Origin of the sequence: Clostridium sp., assembly GCF_036642255.1 — a bacterium.
GTDB lineage: Bacteria > Bacillota > Clostridia > Clostridiales > Clostridiaceae > Clostridium_J.
The window spans coordinates 28,900-48,478 of the sequence record NZ_JAVWDJ010000006.1 but is presented as its reverse complement, the minus strand read 5'-3'; the positions used below and the strand labels follow the sequence as shown (position 1 = coordinate 48,478).

The 19,579-nt window shown below is 34.6% G+C and carries 7 protein-coding genes; 4 read left to right on the top strand and 3 right to left on the bottom strand.

Features of this window, described 5'->3' with window-relative positions; genetic code table 11:
• Nucleotides 1-201: 201 nt before the first annotated feature.
• Nucleotides 202-1,584 carry an MATE family efflux transporter gene (locus RR409_RS04665; RefSeq protein WP_332556563.1) on the top strand — a complete coding sequence of 461 codons (1,383 nt, stop codon included), beginning with the start codon at nucleotides 202-204 and terminating at the stop codon, nucleotides 1,582-1,584.
• A 235-nt stretch (nucleotides 1,585-1,819) separates the two neighbouring features.
• Here RR409_RS04665 and RR409_RS04660 read toward each other — a convergent pair whose 3' ends face one another.
• From RR409_RS04660 to RR409_RS04650, 3 genes are all read right to left on the bottom strand, one after another.
• Nucleotides 1,820-3,073: a cation:proton antiporter gene (locus tag RR409_RS04660; protein WP_332556562.1), complete on the bottom strand. Its 1,254-nt coding sequence runs from the start codon at nucleotides 3,071-3,073 to the stop codon at nucleotides 1,820-1,822.
• A gap of 17 nt (nucleotides 3,074-3,090) precedes the next feature.
• Nucleotides 3,091-3,711 carry a TetR/AcrR family transcriptional regulator gene (locus RR409_RS04655; protein ID WP_332556561.1) on the bottom strand — a complete coding sequence of 207 codons (621 nt, stop codon included), beginning with the start codon at nucleotides 3,709-3,711 and terminating at the stop codon, nucleotides 3,091-3,093.
• A 298-nt stretch (nucleotides 3,712-4,009) separates the two neighbouring features.
• Nucleotides 4,010-5,863 (bottom strand): acyltransferase family protein, encoded by a 1,854-nt coding sequence (locus RR409_RS04650; RefSeq protein ID WP_332556560.1) that lies wholly within the window; start codon nucleotides 5,861-5,863, stop codon nucleotides 4,010-4,012.
• 520 nt (nucleotides 5,864-6,383) lie between these two features.
• Here RR409_RS04650 and RR409_RS04645 point away from each other — a divergent pair.
• From RR409_RS04645 to RR409_RS04635, 3 genes are all read left to right on the top strand, one after another.
• Nucleotides 6,384-11,873 carry a S8 family serine peptidase gene (locus RR409_RS04645; RefSeq protein WP_332556559.1) on the top strand — a complete coding sequence of 1,830 codons (5,490 nt, stop codon included), beginning with the start codon at nucleotides 6,384-6,386 and terminating at the stop codon, nucleotides 11,871-11,873.
• A gap of 372 nt (nucleotides 11,874-12,245) precedes the next feature.
• Complete coding sequence (locus RR409_RS04640) at nucleotides 12,246-15,755, top strand: S8 family serine peptidase (RefSeq protein WP_332556558.1); 3,510 nt, start codon at nucleotides 12,246-12,248, stop codon at nucleotides 15,753-15,755.
• 296 nt (nucleotides 15,756-16,051) lie between these two features.
• On the top strand, nucleotides 16,052-19,576 hold the full coding sequence (locus RR409_RS04635; RefSeq protein WP_332556557.1) for a S8 family serine peptidase: 3,525 nt from the start codon (nucleotides 16,052-16,054) through the stop codon (nucleotides 19,574-19,576).
• The last annotated feature ends 3 nt before the right edge of the window (nucleotides 19,577-19,579 follow it).

Below are 19,579 nucleotides of genomic sequence, written 5' to 3'. Positions count from 1 at the left end.
ATTACAGGAGGTACCAATGTGTTTTTAGTATTTGGGTTAAACCATAGCCTGGAAATATTTCAGTGTTAAAGGACAATTTACTAAGGTAAACTACCTCAAAAGTACATGGTAAAGATTTGACAAATTTACATAATTAATATAAGCTAAAATTAGTTCGTGTTACGAAAGACTATTGATTATTAAATTTATTGGGAGGTACACATGGGGAAATTTAAGGAATTATTTGCGCCTAAAGATATGACGGAGGGAACTCCTTGGAAGCGTATTGTTGAGTTTTCAATACCTTTATTAATAGGTAACATTGCCCAACAATTCTATAATACAGCAGACTCCATTATTGTTGGTAAATATGTGGGGGACAACGCTCTTGCAGCTGTTGGTAGTTCAGCTCCTATTTTAAATCTTTTACTGGTACTCTTCGTTGGGATTTCAAGTGGAGCTGGTATCATGGTTTCCCAATATTTTGGAGCAAAGGATCGTGAAAAACTTTCTCGTACCATCGGGATATGCATCACTCTTACAGCAATTGCATCGGTGATAATTATGATTATTGGTCCATTACTTACAAGACCACTTCTAACTTTTCTTAATACACCAGATTCTATTATTGATTGGTGTTCAAGCTATTTGATTATTTATTTCTTGGGGATTTCAGGCTTTGCGTATTATAACATTTTAGCTGGAGTTCTTAGAGGCCTTGGAGATTCTATATCTTCACTGGTATTTTTACTTATTGCTACAGCTCTTAATGTAGTACTAGACCTTTGGTTTGTGGCAGGGCTTAATATGGGAGTTCCAGGAGTGGCTCTAGCTACTATAATATCACAGGGGGTATCAGCTGCACTTTGTCTTATGAAGCTAGTTAAGATGAAGGATACCTTTGATTTAAATTTAAAAATGTTAAGGCCTATGAAAGAGTATTCTACTAGGCTTATAAAGCTTGGCATTCCAACAGGACTAACCCAGGGTATATTTTCTCTTGCAATGATTGTGGTTCAATCCCTTACTAACAGCTTTGGAGAAATGGTTATAGCTTGCTCAGTAATTGTTATGCGGGTAGATGGTTTTGCCATGATGCCAAACTTCACCTTTGGTATTGCAATGACCACTTATGCAGGCCAGAACATTGGTGCCAAAAAGATGGACAGGGTAGTAAAAGGTACTAAGGATGGTACAAAGATTGCTGTGATAATATCCACTGTAATCACAGTTATCCTATTGATTTTTGGTAGACCTCTTATGAGTGTTTTCACTGATACAAAAGAGCTTGTGGATTTAAGCATGCATATGATGAGAATTCTTGCAGTGGGGTATATAGCCATGGCGGTAACTCAATGCTTATCAGGGGTAATGCGTGGAGCTGGTGATACCATGACACCAATGTGGATTTCACTGATTACAACAGTTATTCTTAGGGTGCCTGTAGCTTATGGTATTGCTTACCTTACTCGTAGTGATCTTTATCCTACTGGAAGACCAGAATCCACCTTTATATCCTTAGTGGTTTCTTGGACCCTTGGAGCAATTATAACTACTTTTTTCTTCAAAAAGGGTAACTGGAAGAAAAAAGGGTTAGTGGACTAAAGGCTTGGACGGTTACGCCAAAGGACTCTGAGTTTATAGAGATTAAGGTGGAAATCATGTTGGATTCGGTGATTAAGGAGATTCCGAAGATCAACAGAGAGACTGAGAAGCTTCTATTGCAAATGAACAGCCAATGAGAGATGCATCAAATTATATTTTAAAGCTTTTTGATAGATTAAAAGAGATATGCTGAGGTATGATTTGTTCTTAAAACAATATAAAAAATCACTGACATTTAGTTGTCAGTGATTATTTTTTGTGTGGATTCCAAAGATTCTCCTAATTCTCCTGCATATTTAAAGCCTTGCTTTGCTAGAATAACAGCAAATATTTCATTAATAACAGCTGCAGCAGCTATAGTACCTTGAATAATTTGAGCATATTCCGGTGCAGGTCCTATTAAGGTGTTTACAGCTATTCCGGTGAAAATTAATGATACTCCTGAGTGGGGTAAAAGAGTTAAACCTAAATACTTTTTCACTGTATCAGGGGCATTACTTGTAACAGCTCCAACGTAAGAACCACCAATTTTTCCTATAGCACGAGAAATTATATAAACTGCTGTAAATAAACCAGCTCCCATTATTAAATGGTAATCTAGCGGTGCACCAAGGTTTAATATAACTATAATCATAGCTATAGCTAAAACTGGATTAACAGCTTCCATTACTTCTTTCAATCTTTCCTTTGAAATCATATTAGAAAATACTGCAGAGAAAGTTACTCCAACCAGCATTAGATTCATAACTGGAGAAGGTAGTACATAGTTATTTATAAATATCCCCACTGCAGCAGTACCTAGTATGCAACTTAAAGCAATTATTGTGGTACCTTTTTTATCTCTTTCTTTTTTAAGAGCTTTTCCTGATATAAAGCCAGTAATTGTTCCCACAAGTATAGGGAGTAAAATCATTAATGGTACAAAATACATAGGAAAGTTTGTGTCAGAAACTAAATTAGTAACTATTCCCATTACAATAAAGAATACCAATAACCCAATAACGTCATCTAGTGCTGCTAAAGGGATTAAAGTTTTAGTTACAGGCCCTTTAGCTTTATATTCATTTATAATTGATAGAGATGGGGCAGGAGCTGTTGCTAGTGCAATTGCACCAAATATGAAGGCTAAATAAAAGGGTATATCCATAAAAATAAACATTAGCCCAAAGGCAAGGGTTACAACAAGGAAGGCTCCAAGAGCTTCTGTAAAGCAAATTATTAATATCTGTTTACCAGACTCCTTTAAATCCTTCCAGATAAGCTCAGTTCCTATCATAAGTCCCACTGCAACTTCCCCAAGGTTGATTAAAATATGAAACCAAGATTTATTTATCATATCATTACTCATAAACCCTAGGGCATAGGGTCCAATGATCATTCCCGTAATTAACCACCCTAAAATTGCAGGCAATTTAACTTTTGCCACAAGTTTACCAACAAAAATTGCCATAAACACAAAGATGATTAATAAAATTACTTCTTTTAACATAGTCTTTCCTCCATTGTTTATTTAATAATTCCATATAAAATCATATTTAACATATCACTAAATGCTTTATCCTGCTGAGCTATAAGATCAGCACTACTATTTTTTTTTTCCTTGTATATAGATTTAAACTTTAGTTGAAGGTAATATCCAAAATCTATAATCATATTTAGCGCATTATCCTTATCTATATTGTGCTTTAACTGACTATCCTCAAGAATTTTATTCAAGAATTTTTTATTTGTATCATCTAGTACCTTTTTTAAGGTTTTTATATCATCTTCTAAACCTTCTGGTGGATTGAATACCGCTGATATAAAGATTTGATTATAATAACTATTTTCCTTGAAAAACTCTAATCGTTTATTTAAATAATCATTTAGTTCCTCATTTATTCCTCTGCCTTGCCATTGGAAATTTTCTTCCAAATACTTGCTTAGTTCCTCAAAGCATTTTCCAGCACAAACTAAAAATAATTCTTCTTTATTCTTGTAGTAATGAAACAACAAGCCTTTAGATATATCATTGTTTTTACATACATTATTTAAGGATGCAGCTACATACTCATTAGTACCAAACTCTTTAATGCAGCCATTGATAATTTTTTCTTTACTAAGTTCGTTTTTTTCTTCTCTATTCATATACATCACCTTTCAAACTATGTGGTCTGTTTTTATTATATCAAAAACAAACCATGTGGTCAATAATTTGTGATTACAAAAATATTTATCATATTTAAAATGAAAATTATAAGATAAAAATGGAGCTTTTATTGTAAACTGTAAAATTGTAATTAAGAAAAAACCAAAGATAATGTAACTGCTGCACTATCTAATAATAAATTCAAATTAATAAACCATCACATTGCTTAATGTGATGGTTTTATATTTAAAAGGTTATGTATTTATTGCATGTCCACAGATCTTAAAAATCTTAAGTTTATTTTAAGCTCATATTTTCATTTATAGCTTGTTCTATAAGAGCTGTTAAAACTTCAATTCCTTTAGGCTGAAGGTGCACACCATCAGCTGCAAAATATTCAGGATGGTTAATTGATGCAGAATACCAGTCAATTAAAGTTACATTATCTCTTTCTTCAGCTTTTTTACTTAAAGCTTTGTTAACTTGTTTTTCCCATTGACGTGGTACACGAGCGTTTACTAAATAAATATGAGCTTTCTCAAAGGAGTCAAGTAAAGTATTAATTTGTTTATCGGTAAAATAAGCATTTGTTCCCAGTTCTATAATTACTGCTTTATTTGTAGCATTAAAGGCTGAGTATTTTGGTGCCAGTTCAATGGCTTGAAAAAGTTGCCTTCCGACTTTACCATCTATGGTGATGTTAGGATGTATTTTATCAAGGTTTTCTGCAATATCTAACAGCACAGAATCTCCTATAGCCAGCACTCCATCGTAAGCTTTAGTGGAGGATGAGGAGTTTGGTTCAATTTCTTCATGAGAGTTTGTTTCTTCAATAGCGCTTATTTGTGAATTTTCATTTATAGGGGACTCATTTGTATCCTTTGAAATTACTTCAGATTCAAGGATTTCAGTGATATTGGCTTGTTGTTTACCTCTTGCAACACTTGAACTAAAAAGATTAATCGTTATAAACACAGAAAATATTACTGCAATTGCAATGATTTTAGAAAAGCATAGTTTTCTTAAGTGGAATTTCTTAACCGGATTATAGTTTCTAAAAAACTCTTTAAATCCATATTTTTGTATAGGTATTTCTATGTATCGGTAAGAAAGCTCTGCAATAATAAATGTAGAAATCAGTTGAAGGAATATTCGTAAGCCATTAGCTTGTCCTATTTGAGAAAGTGGAGTACTTAAAACAATAATAGGATAATGCCAAAGATAAATTCCATAAGATCTTTTGCCAATTAAGCTAAGGGGCTTCCAGGAGAGTAAGCCACCCAAATAGCTCCTAGGATTACATATGCAAGCTGTAAGTATTGCTGCATTTAAGCTAAGTAGAAACATACCACCTCTATATAAAAAGGCTTGATATTCATTCATGAAGATTACACTAAGAATAAACACAGTGAAAGTAATCATGCTTGTAATATTTAAGGTTTTTATTTTCGTAGTACCAGCTTTAGAGGACAAAACTTTATTTATCGGATAAATTATTGCCATATAACAGCCTATAACTAATTCAAAACCTCGAGTATCTGTACCATAATATACACGGCTAGGATCCAAACCTGGTTTATACATTATACCCATAAGCATTGCTGAACCTAAGGCTATTATAAAAACAATGTTAGCAAATTTAATTCGATTTTTAAAAACCTTAACACCTACTAGTAGTGCAATTGGCCAAATAATGTAGAATTGTTCTTCTATTGCCAAGGACCAAAGATTTTTAAGTGGTGAAGGGGAATTAAAACTATCAAAATAAGAAACTTTGTGAAAGATGAACCACCAGTTACTTCCGTAGATTATAGAGGAGAGTCCATCTAATAAAACTGTGGTTATCAATTTTCTATTAAAAAGTGTTACCCATATAAAAGTAGTTGTAATCATTGTATATAAAGCTGGTAGCAATCTTCTAATACGTTTAGCCCAAAATTCACCTAAGCTAAATTTATTTTCACTTTCTAATTGTGATAGTATTTTAGAGGTTATAAGATAACCTGATATAACAAAAAACACATCCACCCCTAAAAAGCCACCCATAGCAAAGCTTAAATTAAAGTGGTAAGCAATAACTGCTAACACTGCAAAAGCACGAAGTCCATCTAAGCCAGGGATATACTGACCATTCTGCATATTCTTTAACATATAAACACCATCTCCTTAACTAACTGTCTTAAAATATTCTCAACAAATATTTATATATCCATTGGTTGTCATAATAACGACGTGGCAGTGATATAAAAAGTTTTAAAAACTTTATATTTTTTTAAAATCCACGTTATTTACTGCCTTAATTTAATCCCTAATGTATCTTTAGCTTGCCTCCAATGGTGGTTTAGAAGTTTTCTCCATATCATATATTTTTTAAAATCTATAATTTTATTAAATATTCATACTATTAAGAATAGTAAAAAAGTAGTAGAAATAAATGTAAAAAATCACCAATTAGTACTATAGGAAATAAATGTTATTTGTGCAAAAATATAACTTAGAACTTGATTTTCTTATATAAATTAGTTTTTTAAATTCAAAATGTAAGGAGGTATAAATGGAACTTTAAGAAAGTTCTAAAAAACTAATTAATTTTTAGGACAAGCGCCAAATTGTTCAATTAGAAACAAAATGATTACTTGTTTAATAAAAAGAAATAAAAGGTGGTAGAGTAATGAGGAAAAATAAAATCAAGAAATTGTTAGCAATAGCAACAGTAAGTTGTATGTTGATGAATTCATCCATCAGTGCATTCGCTCAAACAACTTCAGTAGAAATGAATCAGCTTCAAACTGATTTAACGGGACTAACACCTGAGCAGCAGGCTCAGTTAGATGCGTTAGAGATGTTTAAATTAGAGAATGAGTTCACGATTTCTCCAAAAATCAATGTGAAGACTTCCGAGCCTGTTCGTATAATTGTAGAGTTTAAACAAGCTCCTGCTAAAGTACATGTGATTAAAGAAAAATTAGCAGGTAAAAAAGTTTCCCTTTCAGATGCAAAGAAAAAAGTAGACGAATCTCATAAAAAATTTAAAGAACATGTTGAAAAAATGGAACAACAAAAAAAAGAAGGTAAGAAGCAAACGCCATCTGTTGATATTTCAAACCATAGTATTAAAATTACAAAAGAGTACAAACATGCTTTTAATGGCGTAGCCATGACTCTTCCAGGAAACGAAGTAGAAGAGCTATTATCATCTGATTTAGTCGCTCGCATTTATGAAGATAGAGTTGTTCAACTTGATCTAGTCGGTACAAACGACACTACTAACAAAGAGGTTGCAACTACAGATGGAATCAAAGCATCTTCAACATATACAAGTGCCGAAAAAAGCATTGCTGTGCAAAGTATTGCTGAAGGTACGTTAAAAGAGAATACAATTCCTCTTCCAGGAATCGACAAACTACATGAAGATCATATAACTGGGGAAGGAATTAAAGTTGGTGTTCTTGACACAGGAGTAGATTACAACCATCCAGATTTAACGGATGCATATAAGGGTTATAGATATAAAGATGGTGAAGATTCCACAACAGTTGAGCCTACTTCTGTAAAAGGTTGGGATTTTGTTGATAACGATGCAGATCCTATGGAGACAACTTATGAAGATTGGATTAATGCAGGCAGCCCAATTGTTGAAGGACGTACGTATTATACCTCTCATGGAACACACGTATCCGGTACGATAGCCGCTCAAGGAGAAAATCAGGTTGAATATCCTGCACAAGGGGTTGCACCTGATGTAGATTTATACGTTTACCGCGTGCTAGGTCCGTACGGTGGCGGATATGCAAGTGGCATTATTGCTGGTATCGATAAATCTGTACAAGATGGAATGGATGTTATTAACTTGTCACTAGGGAATTCAGTAAATGATCCATTAATTGCAGAATCTGTTGCGATTAACAATGCCACCATTGTGGGTGTTACTTGTGTCGTTGCGGCAGGAAACTCAGGTCCAAATGAAGGTACACTAGGTTCTCCAGGAACAGCAGCACTAGGTATATCCGTTGGTGCTAGCGACTTCCCCATGGCGATTCCTACAGGTTCGGCAACGGTTGGAAGCGAAACTTTTAACAATATGAAACTTCTAGGTAGAGGATTTGGAGATGATTTAAATTCATTAGTGAATCATTCTTATCCAGTTGTTTATGTTGGTCTAGGTGGTGCAGATGATTTCAAGGATGCAAGTGGACAAGCTATTGACCTAACTGGAAAAGTGGCCTTAATCCAGCGTGGAACCTACTTGTTTGCAGATAAAGTTAAAAACGCTAAGCTTGCAGGTGCCGAAGCCGTAATTATATATAACAATGTTGATGGGGAAATCGATTTTTACGTAGCAGAACAAACTGAAATGATTCCAACATTCCGCATGACCAATGCAGACGGAGAACGTTTAAAAGCGGCAGCATCAACTTCTTCTATTACCTTTACTAGCATTGGTTCATTTATTACAGAAGGAAATCATTTAGCGAGCTTCAGCTCAAGAGGACCAGTTGCAGGTAGTTTTGATATTAAACCGGATGTTGTTGGACCAGGTGTATCTGTTTATTCTACTTATCCAGAATACGTTCATAGTCCAGAAGCTGGCATTGATTATACGAGTGCTTATTCACGTATCTCAGGAACATCAATGGCAACACCTCATGTGGCAGGTATTGCGGCACTTATTTTACAAGCACATCCAGACTACACACCGGCTGAAGTTAAAGAGGTGATGCAGAATACAGCAGATAAGTTAAATGGTGATTACTCTGTATATGAAGTAGGGGCAGGATTAGTCGATGTAACAGAAGCAGTTCACTCAGAGGTAGCCATTGAAGTTCTGAACAAGACCTTAAATTATGACACAAATTCGGGAATAAATAAATTTATAGATGATAAAACTGGATCCCTTGTTTTTAATACTGTCTATAAACAAGCTACTGTGTCAACAGTAGATCTACCAGTATCTATTAAAAATAATGGGACTCAAGCTAAACAATTCGATATCAGTTTTGAATATTCCAATGCTAAAACAGGTGTTGTTGATGCGGTGACAAATAATGTATCAATTACCACATCTGTACAAACTGTTTCTGTAGAGGCTAAAGCGTCTTCTAACTTGACAGCTACAATTCATGTGCCAGGAACTGCACAATCAGGCAGATACGAAGGGTATGTGAATATTGTAAACCATTCAAATCCAGAGGAGAAATATCGGTTACCATTCGCTGTTTTCAATGTAGAAAAAGGAATCGGAAGTAGTTCAATGACTAATCCAGCTATAAGCCAGGTTATGTGGCAGCCTGCACACCCATTTATGCAGCCGCCAGGCTTAGCATATTTGAAATACAAATTAAATAGTCCGATGAAGTCCGCTCGTTTATTCCTTTATGACAAAGATGGTGTTCCTCTAGGTAGTAGTACAACAAGAGAGGATACATCCAATCAAGCAACAAAAATTCTTAACCAAAATATAAATGCAGGATTAGATACTCAAGGTTATTATCCGTTTATTGGAGATCCAAAAGATGAGAAAACGGATATTAATTTACCAAAAGCAAGATTAACACCAGGTGAATATCAATTAAAATTAAAATTAGTTGACATTGACGGTATAACAACGTATGAGACGCCGATGTACAAGTTTATTATTGACAACACCCTACCAAGTCTTACATTTAAAGATCATGCTCCTGGTAAGGTGTACGAGCTAAAAGATTCAGACTTTACAACAGAAACATGGACCGACGGTAATGCATATAACGGTTTTTGGATCCATACAAATCTTTACGATGAAGGGACAGCTAAATTAGCATCAAGCGGGGTTACACAATCAGATAACAAACTTTGGTATTATTTCAACCAGAAATGGGTTCCGGATGGAGATTTCCCTGTTGATGCGAATGGAGATACGAAATTTGCAATTGAAAAACAAGATATAGCCAATGGACCAGCAACAGTTATTTTATTCCCAATGGATAAAGCAGGTAACGCTCATCTATTAAATGAATTTTATCCTTATGCCTTTATTAAAGAAGGTTCGCCTTATATGGTTCCAACCTATGATAAAGACAAAGTGTATTTAAATGATACATTGAAAATGACATTAAACTTAAACAATGTTGAAAAACTTATGTCAGGCTCATATGATTTTAATTACTACCACGATTACTTCCAATTCATGGATGTGAAAGTTAATCCAGAGTTCCAAAAATACGCAGATGAACATGGGTTAACAGTAACAGTTGACGATCCAGTATTTACAGCGGACCCAACTTATATTGGTCATAAAACGATTGCTAAAGTTGGTGCACAGCTCAGTGGTGGTGAAGGTTTCAGTGGGGATATTCCATTCCTTGATGTAACCTTCAAACTTTTCAACGATGAATTCAATATTCTTTGGGATGCAATGAATGGAGATAAAAATACAACTACATTCAGTTATACGAAATTTGGGGAAACAACGCCAACGGATATTACTGCATTTAACCAAATTGACAGCTACAAGATTATACCAAAACATTCTTATGTAGTTTCATATGTACGTCTTGAAGGAGTAGGTGCACCACTTAATAATGCAGGAATATCGAAATATGTGACTAGTGTATATGCGAAAGGTTCAGATGGAAATAAATACCAAGGTGTAGTAGGTTTCGGAGATGGCAAAAACTATATCGATATACATGGTATTCCACTTTCAAATGATCCATATGAAATTATTGTAGAAGCACCTGGATATTTGAAGAGTATCCAAAAAGTGAAGCTTGGCACAAAAACCACCTGGGGTGAGGATGTTGGAGAAATCAAATACATTATGGGTTCTCAACCTACATCAAAAGCAGGTGATGTAAACTGTGATGGCATCATAGACGTATTAGATGCTAAGCAAGTTTATGAAAAACTTGGTCAACAGAATAGTGTGGATAAAATGATTGAAGATTTTAACAAAGACGGCATTGTGGATAAAAAGGATATGCAGTCTGTGGCAAATAATATTTACAAATCAAATCCAGATGTGACTGTTTCACCAAAAGAAGTAATAAACGTTGACGGTGTTGATATGTATGCTACAAATTACTTCAATATGGCAAAAGTATACAGTGCTGTTAACACATTTAAAGTTACTTCTAAGAATACTAATACGGCAACACTTAACTGGCTAGCTGTAGATCCAGCAGGTGTATGGGGTGGCGTGAAAATTCAGCAGCAATCAAGTACGGATGGTGTCACATGGCCAGACAATTATTCATGGACTTATGCAACACTGGAAACACCAATTACAGTAAGCTCAACTAGTGCGGTAGTGAATGGATTATCAGAAAATACTTTCTACCGATTTAGATTAGTGGTAGAGGGTGGTTTGAATGGGACACTTAACGGTGGGTATTCCAACGTTGTTACAATGAAAACTACGCTCGCACCTAATGCACCAACTGTGAATGAAATTGATGATAATGACACCATTATCACTGGTAAAGCTGTTGCCAATGGAACAATTTTTGTGAAAAACAATAATGAGACAGTTGGAACAGGTCAAACTGATGCTGACGGAAACTACCAAATTACAATAAGTCCACAAATAGCAGGATCTGTCCTGTTGGTAACAGTTATCGATGCAATTGGAAGTGAAAGTAAGGCAACCTCCGTAACGGTGTTAGACCGTACAGCTCCAGATGCACCAGCAATAGATGTCATTGATGATAATGATGAACAAATTTCTGGATACACAGAAGTAAATGCAACGATTACTGTGAAGAAAAACGGTGAAATTATAGGAACAGGTAAAGCAGATACCATCGGACTTTATAATATTCCTATTAGTAAGCAAAGTGCAGGAACTATTATAACAGTGAGCTCTACTGATGCAGCAGGAAATCAAAGTCAAGAAACATCAATTACCGTTCTAGACCGTACTGCCCCAGAAATTCTTAAGATCGATATTATCGATGACAATGAACCAAAGATTTTTGGAGTTTCAGAGATGAATGCTTCCATCACTGTGAAACTAAATGGCGAGACCATTGGCACAGGCAAAGCAAATGCGGTAGGTGAATTTATGGTTAAGATTCGTCAACAAAAAGCCGGAACAGTGTTGTTAATTACAGCAACTGATGAAGCAGGAAATGAAAGTTCAGGTACTGAAGTTACTGTAGTAGACAAAAAGACACTTAAGTAAGTAAAACTCACATCATTTGATTAATGGTGTAAACCAAGTAGAGAGATTGTAACAAACTTTATGCTCATGCTATGAACTAATCTTCAAGAAGGTATGAATTGAAAAAAAGCAATTCATACCTGAAGGGGGATTTTTTCATAGGTAAGCGTCAAAAATTCTCCTGGTTATTATCAAAAGTTTTTATGATATTTAATTAATCTATTATTTTATGCATTATTGATAATTTTAAAAATAGTAAAAAGGTAGTATTTCATACTGTAAAATATCACCAATTATGGTAATCGTTACAGAAGGTCAAATGTGTAAAAATAAAATTAAATGTTTAATTTTCATTTAATATTAAGCTTCAAATTTTTAAGGGGGGATATTGGAATGTTAAGAAAATCAAAAAGAGTAATTGCATTAATAGCTACTGCGATGCTTTTGGCATCAAATACATCTAATTCATTTGCAACAGAAATTAATAATAATGATTTAGATAGCACGGGAAAGAGTATTCAAGAAATTTTTAATCAGAAAATCACCGTTGAGGAAGTAGGAAAACAACCGGGGATTTATGAGGATGCTTTGAAAAACACTGAATTAAAGCATTCTCCTGATGAAAAGGTGAGATTAATTGTAGAACTTAAGACTGCTCCAGCAAAGGATGTAAAGGAAAATAAAGTAAAAGGCAATGAGTTTAAGAAAGCACATGACAAAGTGAAAAAAGACATAGAAAGTAAGGGAATTAAAGGCAAATACAGACATGATTATACTATGGGCATAAATGGTTTTAGTTTAGAAACAGAATATAAAAATTTAAAAGAAATTAAAACTATGCCTGACGTTTCAAGAGTTACAGTAGCGAGAACATTTGACTATGAAATGACCTCAAGTAAAGAAATGGTTGAAGCACAACAAACATGGGAAAAGCTTGGAATTCAAGGTGAGGGTATGGTGGTAGCAGTTGTTGATACTGGTGTAGACTATGGTCACCAAGATATGACACTTACCGAAGAAGGTAAAAAACAAGCTCGTTTAACTCAGTCAAATTTAAGTGGAAAATTATCTGACACTGAAATAAACGACACTTATTACACTGATAAGGTACCTACAGGTTATGATTGGGCAGATATGGATAATGATGTCTTACCAGGTAACAGTTCACATGGTACACATTGTGCAGGTATAATTGGAGCTAATGGAGATGAAGATAACGATGGTGTCGTAGGGGTAGCTCCTGGTGTACAAATAATTGCTGAGAAAGTATTTTCAGATAAATATAGTGGAGCTTATGAGGATGACATAATTGCAGGTATGCAACATGCAGTTCAGATGGATGCAGACGTTATTAATTTAAGCTTAGGTTCAGCGGCGGGACTAGCTGATGAAAGGTATGACCCCATACAAAAAGCTATAAGAAATGCAGTTGAGCAGGGTACAATGGTTGTTGCAGCTGGAGGAAATGATTATTATAGCACTAAAAATAGCCATCCACTTCCATCAGCACAACTTCCCTTTGCAGAAAACCCAGATATTGGGCTTGTAGGATCACCAGGAGTTAGCCCATATGCACTTCAGGTTTCATCCTATGAGAATGACAATATTAGAGTAAATAAAATGAATTTATCAACAGGGGAAGCAATAGGTTTCAAGAAACAAAATACACCTGATATCGTTTCAATATTAGAAGAAAATAAGGAATATGAATTGGTATATGCAAACAATGGAGCTATAACTGATTATAAAAATCTAGATGTGAAAGGTAAAGTTGTAGTAGTTAAATATGATCAGTACAATCCAAGTTTTTCTTCTTTCCAATATAATGCTGCAAGAGCAGGTGCAGTAGCAGTTATATTTAGAGCTGCTCCTGATATGTTTGATTATCCTAAGGGAACTTGCTCTACAACAAGCATACCATTAGTTACAACAAGTATTGCAGATGGTAATAAATTAATAGATAGGCTTAAAAATGGTGAAAAGCTAAAAATGTCTTTCTCAAATAATGGTTTATGGGCAGTAAATCCAAAATCAAAAACAATGTCTGGTTTTTCTTCTTGGGGAACACCAGAAGATCTAAGCTTTAAACCAGAGATATCTGCTCCTGGTGGAAGTATATATTCAACGGTTAAGGATAATAAATATGATGTATATAGTGGTACCTCAATGGCAACACCACATGTTGTTGGAGGAGCTGCATTAGTACTTGAAGCATTAAAAAGCAGAGGAGAAGAAAAGGACATGGACTCTGCTCTTAAGGCTAAAATAATGCTTATGAATACTTCGAAGATTTTAAAAGATAATACAAGCTCTCAAAATACACCTTATTCTCCTAGAAAGCAAGGTTCAGGGCTTATGCAAATTGATAAAGCTATAGAATCACCAGCTTTAATATATGACAGAGGTACAACATTAGAAAAAGCTGGAGCAGTTGCTTTAAATGAAATTAAAGGCAATAAAGCTAAGTTTAATCTTACACTTCAGGCTTTAGAAGGAAAATTAGTACCTGAAGACATAAATTATGATGTATATATTGACGTGTTAACAGATGAAACAGTGACTAAGGATTATGATAATAATTATGATGGTAAAACAGATAGAACTGTAGACTCTTTAACTATGAAGACAATTAAAGTTAATGGAGCAGAAGTGAAGGTAAATGGAAAGAGAATAACAGATGAAGCTTCAAGCTCAATTCATGTAAAAAGAGGACAAAAAGAGGAGCTAAACATTGAGATTGATTTTTCAAATGCTACTAACTTAAAGGAAAATATGTTTGTTGAAGGATATGTTAGATTAGTGCCAGTTGAAAATAAGGAAATACCTGAGCTAACAGTTCCTTATATGGGCTTCTATGGAGATTGGAATGCTCCAAAGAACATAGATGCTCCAGCATATGAAGAGAATAAGAGATTTTTAGGCTATACTGCATTATGGAGCCAAGCATCGGAATCAACACCCCTTGGCTATGATAAAAAAACGGGAAAATTCAATATAGACAGAATTTCTATGTCTCCTAGATCAAGAAATTATGGTCCATATGCCACATTTACTGCACTTAGAAACTTAAAGGAAGTTGAATTATATGTAGAAGATAAAGATGGAAATCAGGTTAAGTATATATCTAATTTTAGTGAGTTTACTGAAAATGGTGAACCATGGAAATTTATGAAAAATTTAATGATATATCAGGATTATAATTATAATATGGAAGATTTCTATTGGGATATGACTGATTTAAATGGAAATGTAGTACCTGATGGGGATTATAAATTTATAATAAAATCAACGTTGGATTACAAAAATGCAAAACCTCAAATAGTTAAAATGCCAATAAAGATAGATTCAATAGCACCAGAAGCAGGAAATATACAAGTTACAGAGGAGAACGGTAAATATAGGATTTCATGGGATGCCACAGATAATGAAGGAGGATCTGGTTACCAAGGAGCTATACTTTATATTAATGGACAATATGCAGGTGCAGTAGAGAATGGCGCAACATCTTTTGTTTATAATAAAAAGCCAGAGAGTATTGTTATAATGGCAGTAGATTATTCTTTCAACTTACGATATGTACAATATGGTAATTCACAAATAAATTCAGAGGTGCTTATAGCTTGGGCTAATGTTCAAGGAGGAAATATAAATTATCAAAATCCAGCTCAAATTTATGCAAGTGCACAAAAGAAAATTAATTGGGCAATAACAGTTAAAGATCCAAATGGAAATGTTGTTGATACTATCACTGTTGAAAATCAGAGTCAATTATATGGAGTAAAATGGTATCCAACAAAGGGTCAGCCAGATGGAGTTTATTCAGTAATAATCGAAGGTACTGATGAATTTGGATTTAAGGTTACTACAGCACCGACAACATTTAAGGTAGTTAACAATCAATAGAATATTTTTTAAAAAGTAAATAAGTAAGGGAGAAATTTCCTTAAATGGAAATTTGTCTCTTACTTCCTCTTTTGAGCCCCTTTATGGGACCTACTATAACTATATTGAATTAACCTATAATCTTCTAAAGTGTTCGTAATTTTCAGAATAGTAAAAAAGTAGTAGTTTTTAATGAAAAATATCACCAATTTGGGCGATTGTTGCAGAAGGTAAAATATGTAAAAATTAATTAAACGTTTTTTTCATTTTTATAAAGGAAAATTAGCTTTCATATTTATTAAGGGGGTATTAATTGAATGTTAAGAAAATCTAAAAGAGTAATTGCATTAATAGCTACTGCGGTGCTTTTGGCATCAAATACATCTACTTCATTTGCAACTGAAATTAATAATAATTCAGAAAGTACGGAAAAGAGTATTCGAGAAATTTTTAGTCCGAAAAATACTGTTGACGAAACAGGAAATCAACCGGGAATTTATGAGAATGCTTTGAAAAACACTGAACTAAAGCATTCTCCTGATGAAAATGTGAGATTAATTGTAGAACTTAAGGCTGCTCCAGCAAAGGATGTCAAGGAAAAAAAAGTAAAAGGCAATGAGTTTAAGAAAGCACATGACAAAGTAAAGAAAGACATAGAAAGTAAGGGCATTAAAGGCAAATACAGACATGATTATACCATGGGCATAAACGGTTTTAGTATAGAAACAGAATATAAAAATATAAAAGAAATTAAAAATATGCCAGAAGTAGCGAGTGTATCAATAGCAAGAACATTTGACTATGAAATGACTTCAAGTAAAGCTATGGTTGAAGCACAGAATACATGGGACAAGCTTGGAGTTCAAGGTGAGGGCATGGTTGTTGCAGTTGTTGATACTGGTGTAGATTATCGCCATCAAGATATGACACTTACTGAAGAGGGGAGAAAACAAGCTCCTTTGACTCAGGCCAATTTAAGTGGAAAGTTAGCTGAAACTGAAGTAAACGACAGATATTACACTGATAAGGTACCTACAGGCTATGACTGGGCTGACATGGACAATGATGCCTTACCAGGTAACAGTTCACATGGTACACATTGTGCAGGTATTATTGGTGCTAATGGCGATGAGAACAATAATGGAGTTGTTGGTGTTGCACCTGGAGTTCAAATAATTGCTGAGAAAGTATTTTCAGATAGCCATGGTGGAGCATATGAGGATGACATAGTTGCAGGTATACAACATGCTGTGGAAATGGGAGCAGATGTTATAAACTTAAGCTTAGGTGCTTCTGCAGGTGATGTTGATCAGACAGCTAACCCTGAGCAGAAGGCTATTCAAAATGCTGTAGAGCAGGGGACTATGGTGGTTGTAGCTGGAGGCAATGATTATTATAGTACTATTAATTCCATTGCATATGCACAAGCAAAACTTCCATATGCATCCAATCCTGACATTGGAGTAGTGGGTACACCAGGAGTTGAGCCTTATGCACTTCAGGTAGCATCCTATGAAAATGATAATATTAGAGTAAATAAGGCAACTCTTTCCGATGGAAAAGCATTTGGATTTAAGAAACAAAAAACAGACGATATAGTTATCCGATTAGGTAATCAGCAATATGAGTTGGTAGACTGTGGAAGAGGAACTGCTGCAGAGTTAGCTAATTTAAACTTGACTGGAAAGATTGCAGTTATCTCTAGAGACGAGGTATTTTCAGACCATTCAGGAATGCAATATGATGTTAAGAAAAAAGGTGGAGTTGCAGTTATTTATAGAGGATCTAGTCTTATTGGTAATTACCCAGCGATATCCTGTGGAACAGGTCCAAACTATATACCACTAGTAACTACAGGTTTTGAGGATGGTAACAAATTAATTGAAAGACTTAGAAGTGGTGAAAAGCTAAATATTTCCTTCTCTAATGATGGATTATGGGTACCAAGTCCAAAGGCAGCTACAATGTCTGGATTCTCTTCCTGGGGAACACCATTAAACTTAGATTTTAAACCAGAAATATCAGCACCTGGCGGAAGTATATACTCAACTGTAAAAGATAATAAGTATGATATTTATAGCGGCACTTCCATGGCAACACCTCATGTAGTAGGTGGCTCAGCATTATTGCTTGAAGCTTTGAAAAACAAAGGCGAAGAGAAGAGCATGGAAACTGTTCTCAAATCAAAAATAATGCTTATGAACACATCAAAAATTTTAGATGATCCTACTAGTACTGCAAAAACTCCATATTCACCAAGAAAACAAGGTTCTGGATTAATGCAGATTAGTAAAGCAATACAATCACCTGCATTAGTATATGATAGAGATACAACCTTAGAGAAAGCTGGATCAGTTGCATTAAAAGAAATTAAGGGCAACAAGGCTAATTTTAATTTAACTCTTCAAGCCTTAGATGGAAATTCAGTACCTGAAGGCTTAGATTATGATATATATATCGATGTATTGACAGACGAGATAGTAAACAAGCAATATGACAATAATAGAGATGGCGTTATAGATAGAGTAGTGGATGCTTCAACTACTAAGACCATGAGAATTGAGGGAGCAGAAGTTAAGGTAAATGGAAAGAGAATATCCAATGAGACTTCTAGCACAATTAATGTTAAAAGGGGACAAAAAGAGGAGTTAAACTTTGAAATTGATTTAACTAATGCAACTAATTTAAAGGATAATCAATTTGTTGAAGGCTTTGTAAGACTTGTGCCACATGCCAATAACGAAATCCCTGCCCTTACAGTTCCTTATATGGGCTTCCATGGCGATTGGAATACAATGAGAAATATAGATGAAACTCCATATGCAGGAAAAGAAAATTTCTTAGGTTACACCGTATTATGGAATGATCTTTATGAGAGTGCTCTTGGATATGATGCTAAAAAAGACAAATTCAACAATGATAGAGTTAGCTATTCACCAAGATCAATAGATTCAGGAGTATTCGCTTCCTTTGCTGCTCTTAGAAACTTAAAGAAGGCTGAGTTTTATATTGAAGATAAAGATGGAAATATGGTTAAATATCTTTCCGATTTTAGTGAGTTTACTGAAGACGGAACACCTTGGAAGTTTAGAAAAAATATTATGGCAATTGGGGACTATGGTTATAAAATGGACTACGATGGAATCAAATGGGCTGGAACAGACTCTAATGGTAATTTAATGCCTGATGGAGACTATAAGTATGTAGTAAGAACAACCTTAGATACTGATAAGGCAGAACCTCAAGCTGTAAAAATGCCAGTAAAGGTTGATTCAGTGGCACCATTTATTAAGAATTTCGCCATAACACCTGAAAATGGAAAATATAGAGTTTCATGGGAAGGCCTTGATAGTGAAGGTGGATGTGGTTATTCCGGTGCAGTTCTTTACGTTAATGGACAGTTTTTTAGTGACGTACCTTTAGAAAGATATGGAACATCTTGTTTAGTTAATAAAGCTGTAAATGACGCTGTCCTAATAGCTTATGACTGGGCTGGAAACTCAAGAGTGGTTGCAGCATATGGCAATCCAGCGCAAAAGTCAAATTATTTAATTCAAACTTGGCAGATATCAAATAGTACCAGTGTAAATTACAAAACTCCAGCTAAAATTACTGCTTTTGCAAATAAGAAAATTAATTGGACAATTACAATTAAAGATTCAGCTGGAAATGTAGTGGACGATGCTACAATAGAAAATCAAGATGCAATTTATGGATTGCCATGGTCTCCAGAACAAGGACTAGCAGATGGAACCTATTCTGTAATAATTACTGTTACAGACGAAAATGGATATACAGCTACAACTGATCCAAAAACATTTAAGATAGTTAACAATAAATAACAA

Coding starts and splice junctions, on each gene's coding strand:
- RR409_RS04635 (WP_332556557.1), top strand. CDS start 16,052: ATGTTAAGAAAATCTAAAAGAGTAATTGCATTAATAGCTACTGCGGTG.
- RR409_RS04640 (WP_332556558.1), top strand. CDS start 12,246: ATGTTAAGAAAATCAAAAAGAGTAATTGCATTAATAGCTACTGCGATG.
- RR409_RS04650 (WP_332556560.1), bottom strand. CDS start 5,863: ATGTTAAAGAATATGCAGAATGGTCAGTATATCCCTGGCTTAGATGGA.
- RR409_RS04655 (WP_332556561.1), bottom strand. CDS start 3,711: ATGAATAGAGAAGAAAAAAACGAACTTAGTAAAGAAAAAATTATCAAT.
- RR409_RS04660 (WP_332556562.1), bottom strand. CDS start 3,073: ATGTTAAAAGAAGTAATTTTATTAATCATCTTTGTGTTTATGGCAATT.
- RR409_RS04645 (WP_332556559.1), top strand. CDS start 6,384: ATGAGGAAAAATAAAATCAAGAAATTGTTAGCAATAGCAACAGTAAGT.
- RR409_RS04665 (WP_332556563.1), top strand. CDS start 202: ATGGGGAAATTTAAGGAATTATTTGCGCCTAAAGATATGACGGAGGGA.